Origin of the sequence: uncultured Bacteroides sp., assembly GCF_902491285.1 — a bacterium.
In the GTDB taxonomy this organism is placed as follows: domain Bacteria; phylum Bacteroidota; class Bacteroidia; order Bacteroidales; family Bacteroidaceae; genus Bacteroides.
Window position 1 is genome coordinate 1 of the sequence record NZ_CABUHK010000139.1, and the last position, 7022, is coordinate 7022.

Here is a 7022-nt window from a genome sequence, read left to right on the forward strand (position 1 = left end):
TACCTTTGAAGCCCCAAAGATTGCGCAAGACATCAATATTCAGCCATTTATGTTCAGTGGCATGGACACCGTTCAGGAGATTGTAGCTGTTCATCACAGCACTCACGTTCGCTTCCTGTACAGCCTTGCGGAAAACCGGAAAATAAATTTCATGCAAAGTACGCTCGTCTATGTCCGAACTCGCATGATGGCGGCTCCACTCCTGATTGTTGGCAGCAAAATGCTTGATAGTAGCAATGACCCCTTCAGATTGTACACCTAGAATATATTGCTTGGCGGCTTCACCAGCCAGATAAGGGTCTTCCCCCATATATTCGTAATTACGTCCGCACAATGGAGAACGATAAATATTTACGCCCGGACCAAGCAGTATATGAACGCCTCTTGCCTTGGCGTCCTGCCCCAGACCTTGGCCTAACTTATAAAGCAACTCCCGGTTCCAGGTGGAAGCAGACAGGATACCGGACGGATAAAGGGTACTCTTCGGGGCATGATTGCGGATTCCTTGTGGCCCGTCCGCCAACTTGATTTCAGGGATTCCCAAACGGGGAATCGCACGTAAGGAAAAACTCGTATATCCGGAGATATAAGCTATTTTCTCTTGCAAAGTCATTTTGGATACAATCTCTTTTGCACGTTGTTCCGCTTGGGGAGTAATGGTCTGTGCACAGCTCAGGATGCTGCATGCAAGCATGCATAGACTTATGATACCTATTTTCTTTTTCATGGTGGTATGTGTTAATACAGAATGTGTCAAAAACCAATTTGGCTATCAGCTTTTGACACACTTCGTTCTTTATATTTTTAGTCTGTCAATTCAACTTTCTTTAGTCTATCAATTCTATTTTAACAGTTTGTCCTTGTACCAGGATATGATATTCGCCGGCTTCGAGGAATCGCTTTCCGTCCTCATTAACAAAACCGAAATCACGTTCCAGGTCTATGTCGAAACGGAAGGTTTTCGTTTCTCCGGCTTTGATAAGTTGTTTCTCAAAGTGTTTCAATTCTTTCACCGGACGGGTAATCGAGCAATACGGGTCGGAGATAAACCAATGAACAGTCTCTGCTCCGTCACGGGCACCGGTATTGGTGACAGTTACTTCAGCCGAGAGCTTCTCGCCACGCTTCACTTTAGTGGCAGAAAGAGTAATAGTGCCATACTTGAATTCAGTGTAGCTCAGGCCGTGACCGAAAGGGTACAGCGGGTCGCTTGTTATATCTTTATAGAATCCCTGATGCCCGCGTCCGCTCTTACGACGGTTGTAATAGATAGGAATCTGTCCCGTTGAATAAGGGAAAGTCATGGCTAGTTTGCCGGAAGGATTAATACGTCCGGACAATATCCCCGCCATCGGCAGTGCGCCATTCACACCCGGTTGCCAGATTTCCAGTATGGCATCAGAAACCGGTTCCAGGCGGTTCAGTTCCAACGGACGACCGTTGACCAATACCAGTACGACAGGCTTGCCGGCTTCCTTCAGTTCTTTTGCCAGTTCTTCCTGAATCTGCGGTAGTGCGATGGAAGAACGGGAAGCATTTTCACCACTCCAGGTCATCATCTCACCCAGACAAAGAACGACTACGTCAGACCAGCGTGCAGCTTCCAATGCTTCTGCAAATCCTTCGCGGTTATCTCCTTGTATGCTACAACCTAATGCGTAACGCAGTTCGGCTTTTCCTGCAAATTCAGCAGCCATCCCGTCATAAAGCATTGCCACATCGGTATCCTTTCCGTGACCACACCAGGAGCCTAACAAGTCCCAGCCATTTTTTGCCATAGGGCCTATTACTGCAATCTTCTTTTTATCTGTCAGCGGTAAAACATTGTTTTCGTTTTTCAGCAATACCATGGACTCTGCCGCAAGCCGGGCGGCAATATCCATGCTTTGCGGACGGAAGAAACGTTCTTTCTCTGTTGTAGCGGGAGTATAAGGACGTTCGAACAAGCCGAGGCGGAATTTCAGAAGTAAGACACGACGGACAGCCTCATCCACCTGAGCCATCGATACTTTACCTTCTTCTACCAATTCCTGCAAATGACGGTCATAGGCGTGAGACATCATATCCATTTCAAGACCGGCAGTAAACGCATACCGGGCGGCTTCCTTTTTAGTTGCCGCCAATCCCTGGTTTTTCAACTGTTCGATAGCTCCCCAGTCGGAAACGATAAAACCGTCATGCCTCCAACGATTCTTTAATATCTCGGTCATAGTATAAGGGTTTGCCGAACCCGGTACACCGCTGATATCATTAAAAGAACTCATCAGAGTTGCCGCACCGGCTTTCACACCCATTTCATAAGGGAGCAGATAAGTGTCCCAAAGAGTTTGTCTGGAGATTTCGGTATAAACATAGTCACGTCCGGCTTCGGATGCCCCGTAGCCTACATAATGTTTCAGACAAGCTGCCACACGGTTTTCTGCCGACAAATTATCACCTTGATAACCTCTGACGGAAGCTGCGCCGAACACTCCGTTCGTATAAGGGTCTTCGCCATAACCTTCCGCCACACGTCCCCAACGGGGGTCACGCGCTACGTCAATCATCGGCGAGAACGTCCAGTCCACTCCCGACATACGGGCTTCCTGTGCGGATACGGCACACGCCTGCTCCACCAAATCCGGGTTCCAGGAACAAGCCTGTGCCAGCGAGATAGGATACACGGTACGGAATCCATGAATGGCATCATAACCGAAGATAATAGGAATACCCAGGCGGGATTCTTCCATCGCTTTCTTCTGCATATTATTACGCAGTTCGGGATTTGTCTCGAAGTAAATCAGAGAACCGATTTCCGCGGGCACTTTCTTTACCTCTTCGCCTACATTATTCACGTTGTTGTTCCGTCCCAAGGTGTATTGGTTCAGTTGCATCACTTTCTCTTCCAAAGTCATGCGGGACAAGAGGTCGTCCACACGTTTCTCAATCGGGGCCTTTGCGTCTTTATACAGTGCTCCCCCTTTTTTATCTTTTGCAGAAAGGACAGATACGGCACCCAGCAGACACAAACCATAAACTAATGTTCTTTTTCTCATTTGTATTTTCGTCGGTTAGTTAGTAATAGACAGGTCGGTTATCTTATACGGACGCTTTACTGCTGCATGGGCAGCTTTCTGGGCTACAGCTTTCCGAGCTTCATCCACCCCTTCCGGACCATAAGGATTCCCGACTACATTGTGTTTGAAGATACATTCGAACCAGGTGCAGGCAGCGGTATAACGGCCTATCTTCACATCCAGATGATATCCGTCCCGGTTCAGATGGTCGCCGATGAAAGAGGTACGGGCGTTCTGTATAGCAGTGCCCGAAGGGATGACAATCTTTATCTTATTCACCTTAGCCGCTTTCTTCACCGCATCAGTAATTGCCTGATACATGGTCAGTTGATTGCAGTTGTAGTTTTTGAATCCACTATGCTTGGAAGTAGACGCATACGCCCAGGTTTGGTGCAACATCAGCTTTGTTTTCTTTGGAAGGCGTGCTTTTACATATTCTATAAGTTCCGGCAGAGAGGCTTCATACGTCTCATACATTCCCGAAAAAGGACTTGCCTGTTGCAGGCTGACGTAATCCCAGTCTTCATCTGCCAACACCGCTTCCAAAGACATCTTGCCCCTTTCCCGTTTCTTTCCATCCGTACCGATTTTCCGGTAGGCATAGGCAGGAGCATTGTCACGGGCATTTTTCACATGACGTTCCAGAGAACAACCGCCGATAAACATATTGCCGATTATGGTTGAAATGCCTTCGGCATCCGCCAGTTCATGCAGATATTGCTCCACGGCATCCTGCGAGAAGCTGTTGCCGATGGCAAGTATCCTGACCGTTTTTTGCTGCGCATACGCTCCTCCGGCAAGAAGGAGCAGTATGAACATACAAATCACTACATTTCTATATTGCTTCATTATAATCAATATGATAAAAACCAGACCTTATTTCACCAGACTAATGCATAGTGCATTGATATGTCCCTCCGCGGCCAAACCGGTATCAATCCCTTTCACCTCGACAATGACCTTGCCTTCCGAATCCGGTTCTATATTCTCAAACTTGGCAATGTACTCCTCGAAGTTTGCTGCCGCAAACGAGGCAGCATCCTTGATACCTGTCTTCATTTCTTTAACCGCACTCTCCGTTTTACCTATCAACTTATAAGAAGAGATGCGGGCGTCTTTACTTCCATTGAAACGGATGGCTAAAATAGTGAAATTATATTTCCGGGCTGCATCCAGTTGAGAGATTTCTATTCTTCCCGGGCCTACATCACCCTTATTTTTCTCTCCTCCCACTAACAAACCGTCTTTCCATGCAGTCAGCGGAAACTCCACGCCATCCACCGTCACCGAGCTGGCCGGTTCGGAACCGACTCCGGCATGAGTCGCGGTAAATCCGCCAAGGACTCTGACGCCAATATTCGTATAATTGTTTTCCGCATCTTTTATCCAGCTTGTGGTTGAACTTGTCAGATGCGAAGTTATATTATTCCACGGAGTGGCAGAGAGTGAAGTCGGGCCGAAATCAATATAGATGGGGGCTTTCAATTCAGTATCAGATAGTTCCGGTTGCTTGAAGTCGACCAAATCGGTCACTTCATCGGTTTTTTGAACAGCGTAATGAGCGGCATTTTGTGCAATCTTGACTACCTGCGGGTCAATCGTTTCGGGAGCATACGGGTTGCCGACGACATTTTGTCCTGTAATCATTTCAAACCAGGTACAGGCAGCAGTATATCGGCCGTAAGTAACCTCCAGATGATAGCCGTCACGATTGAACGCATCACCTAAGAAAGAGGTACGCGCATTCTGGATGGCAGTGCCCGAAGGAATCAGCAGGTTCAGTGCCGTATGATTCGTCATCGCCTGTCGGGCAGCGGACACAATAGCATTGTACATAGTCATCTGATTGCTGTCATAATCCGGAAAACTTTCATGAGTGGAACCGGAAGCGTATGCCCAAGTCTGATGCCATATCAATTTAGCCTGCGGACAACGCGCCTGTATACCGGCAATCAAATCGGCAAGCGCCGTGTACGTATCATATTTACCGGATTTTCCACTAGCCTGTTGCAAACTGATGTAATCCCAGCTTTCATCGGCCAAGGCCTGAGATAATTTATAGCTGCTTCTTGCCACCTTCTCGCCATTTATCACTTTGCGGTATTCATACGCCCCGGCATCCGACTGGAAATTAGCCAAATGCCTGTCCAAATCGCATCCGCCGATATACATATTGCCAATAATAAAATCATGCCCTACGGCTGCACCCAATTCATACAGGTATTGCTCCACCGCGTCTTGAGAGAAGCTGTTGCCGATGGCAAGAATTCTGATTGCCCCTTGCTCCACCGTAACGGGAATCGTGGCAACAAGCGGTTTGGTATCCGTAGGACATTCGATAGTGACGAACGTGTTTCCGGCAGATACACCTGCGATTGTGACATTCTTACCGTCTGCGTCTACCGCTACGGTAGCTATATTGGAGTTTTCGGAAGTACAGGTATATTCAGGTTTCAGGTTCTCGTCGCCGCCTACCGTCACATTCAATGTAACTGTTTCGCCTGTGGTAACGGTTACTTCTTTGGAAGCTACCACCATCCATTTGCCGTCTACATAGACGATTTTCTCTTCAATCTGCGTCACTATCTTTTCCGATTCGGAGCAGGATACCAATACTCCTCCGACAGAGAATAGTGACACTATAAATAATAATCCTACCAACAGGAAGTTATTGTTCCATTTTATTGTTTTCATAGTCATCTACTATTAATTATTGTTTCTCTTTTTAGCAAAATAATCTCTCATCAGATACCACGCTTTCTTACGCATACCCTGGTCGGATATGAGTCCTTTGCGGTTCCAGCCATCCTGATTGGTGGGATGGAAACGGAACGGAGAGCGGAAGTCGAACAGAATCCAGGGCGATACGCCACGCAGGTTCGGGATATTGTCGAACATACGGATATTGTCTCTATACAGACGTGCCTGATATTCTTCACTCCAAGAGCTGACTACGTTCTCATCACCGGACTGACCGTACAATGCTTCGCCACCAAATTCCGAGATAATCAACGGTTTGTCCGTCACGACTTCCCATATAGCGTCTTTCGGTTCCACAGGCCACGGATGATACCACCCCATATATTTATTGATAGCTACGACGTCCAGTTGCGATGTAAAAGAATCTTCCATTACAAAACGCTGCTTCTCACTATTGAAGCGCACGAGGTCGAAAGCGGCAACATACAAGCGGGTAGTGTCCAGTTGTTTTCCCGTCTCAAGCAGTGAAGTAAGAAATTCGTTCCGCTCTTTGGAAGGCTGTGTTTCATTGGCAACCCCCCAATAACCTACCGCACAGCGGTTTTGGTCGCGCTTAATCATTTCAGAGAGCATTTTCTGCGCTTTCTTACGGGTGTCATTGTCTGTAAAGTCAATGCCTTGCCAAATAGGAATCTCCTGCCAGAGAAGGAAGCCCATCTTTTCCGCCAGGCGTACCGTGTACTCATTCTGTGGATAATGTGCCAGGCGAATCATGCTCACGCCAAGCGCTTTCGCTTCGTTCAGCAGCATGGCTGCATCGGCTTCCGAGAAAGCACGCCCCATACGTTGCGGAATTTCTTCGTGGAAAGAGATACAACACATAAATGTCGGCTTTCCGTTCAGGTAGATATCTGTTCCTTTCACGGTGATATTGCGGAAGCCGATTTGTTCTTCCACACGGTCGGTGCTCGAAGATACAGTCACGCCATAGAGTTTCGGTTCTTCCGGCGACCAGCGTTGCAGCTTCTTCGCATTCAATACGATTTCCGCCTTTCCTTCTGCGTCGGTAGTGAGTTCCACGTTGATTTTGAGTTCGGGGATGGCAACTGTTACTTTCTCACCTGCTTTTTTATCAGAAAGACGCACGCGGGCGATGATGCGGTCGGGAGCGTTTTTATCCAATTGGATGAAATAATCTTCTATAAATGTCCGGGGAGTTTTCACCAGCAGCACATCTCTTGTGATGCCGCCATAGTTCCACCAGTC

5 protein-coding genes are annotated in these 7022 nt (G+C 47.6%); all 5 read right to left on the bottom strand.

The features are described 5' to 3' along the window. The coding region (locus RDN93_RS21175) for a glycoside hydrolase family 3 N-terminal domain-containing protein (RefSeq protein WP_308747309.1) at positions 1-727 on the bottom strand (727 nt) is incomplete at its 3' end. Between the two features lie 100 nt (positions 728-827). After that, a complete protein-coding gene (locus tag RDN93_RS21180) occupies positions 828-3035 on the bottom strand; it encodes a glycoside hydrolase family 3 N-terminal domain-containing protein (RefSeq protein WP_308747310.1) in 2208 nt (735 codons plus the stop codon). 15 nt (positions 3036-3050) lie between these two features. After that, entirely contained in the window at positions 3051-3905 is an 855-nt protein-coding gene (locus RDN93_RS21185) for a DUF4886 domain-containing protein (protein WP_308747311.1), read from the bottom strand. A gap of 27 nt (positions 3906-3932) precedes the next feature. Beyond that, on the bottom strand, positions 3933-5756 hold the full coding sequence (locus RDN93_RS21190) for a DUF4886 domain-containing protein (protein WP_308747312.1): 1824 nt from the start codon (positions 5754-5756) through the stop codon (positions 3933-3935). 6 nt (positions 5757-5762) lie between these two features. After that, positions 5763-7022: glycoside hydrolase family 2 TIM barrel-domain containing protein (locus RDN93_RS21195; RefSeq protein ID WP_308747313.1), on the bottom strand; the 1260-nt coding region annotated here is incomplete at its 5' end.